The organism is Thermoactinomyces sp. CICC 10521 (genome assembly GCF_016055135.1).
GTDB lineage: Bacteria > Bacillota > Bacilli > Thermoactinomycetales > Thermoactinomycetaceae > Thermoactinomyces_A > Thermoactinomyces_A daqus.
The window spans coordinates 1-1,468 of the sequence record NZ_JAECVZ010000078.1 but is presented as its reverse complement, the minus strand read 5'-3'; the positions used below and the strand labels follow the sequence as shown (position 1 = coordinate 1,468).

The following is a 1,468-nucleotide window of genomic DNA, read 5'->3' as shown; positions in this document are numbered from 1 at the left end:
ATTCCGAAGGAAGGTTTCTATGTTCAGGACGAATTCATCCAGAGAATTTCATCCAGAGATGGTCAACATAGAAGACCTGGTCCCACAAGATCATTTACTTAGAAAAATCAACGAAACGATTGATTTTTCGTTTATTGCCGAAAAATGCAGGCCGCTTTATTGTGAAGACAATGGCAGACCCTGCATAGATCCTATCATGCTGTTCAAAATGCTGCTCATTGGCTATCTGTACGGAATCCGATCGGAAAGGCGGCTCATTGAAGAAATCCGTGTGAATATCGCTTACCGTTGGTTCGTCGGACTTTCCCTGACTGATCCAGTACCCCATCACTCCACCTTTAGCCAAAATCGCCGCCGGCGATTTCAACAGTCCACCATCTACCAAGAAATCTTTGATGAAATCGTACTTCAGGCAATTGGCCACGGGTTTGTTGATGGGAAGCAATTATTCACAGACTCTACGTTTTTAAAGGCGAATGCAAGCAAAAGCAAGTTCAAGAAACAGAAAGTCACTGTAACACCTAAGGACTATATGGATGAGTTAGAAAAAGCCATCGACGAAGATCGGATTCAACACGATAAAAAACCGTTTAAAAAAAAACGAATCCAACTGAAAGAAAAAGAAATCCGGGTGAGCACCACAGATCCTGACAGTGGTTATATGGTTCGGGATGGGAAACCCGAAGGGTTCTTCTACCTGGACCACCGAACCGTTGACGGAAAGTACAATTTTGTCACGGATGTTTATGTGACTCCTGGAAATGTTCATGATTCGATCCCCTATCTCAAGCGATTGGATCGTCAGATCAACCGTTTCGGATTCCGTGTCGAGGAAGTTGCCTTGGATGCCGGTTATCTCACCATGCCCATTTGTCAAGGACTTAAGGAAAGGGAAATTTTTTCCGTAATTGCTCACCGGAGATTTCGACCTAAGAAAGGTCTGTTTCATAAATGGCAATTTAAGTACATACCGGAAAAAGATGTGTATTTGTGCCCCGCTAAGCACGAACTCCTGTACAAAACCACCAACCGATCCGGATATCGTGAATACAAATCCAACCCGAAAGTGTGTCAGACCTGCCCCTTTCTCTCCAAATGCACGCATTCCAAAACCTTTACGAAAACCATCACTCGCCATGTTTGGGAAGATGCAAAAGAATGGGCTCGACACAACCGTTTAAGCGATCGAGGAAAACAACTGTACAAAAGGAGGGGCCAGACTATTGAGCGCAGCTTCGCTGACGCAAAAGAACTTCATGGTCTTCGCTATGCACGTTATAGGGGCCTTGCTAAAGTCAGGGAGCAATGCCTCCTGACTGCTGTGGCTCAAAATGTTAAAAAACTGGCTTTGCTCCTCTCGAAGAGAGGAAAAGGCTTTGCGATTTGGTTAATAGGTCACATCAGGTTTACTTTATCTGTATATATCCTAGAAATATACAAAACCCCATTCCTTTTCCGAAGAAAAGGG

Annotated in this window: 1 protein-coding gene; it reads left to right on the top strand. The window is 44.1% G+C overall.

Annotated elements, in window-relative coordinates; translation table 11 throughout:
* Nucleotides 1–19: 19 nt before the first annotated feature.
* Nucleotides 20–1,468 (top strand): IS1182 family transposase (locus I8U17_RS18020; RefSeq protein WP_370589294.1); only part of this gene is annotated, 1,449 nt, incomplete at its 3' end.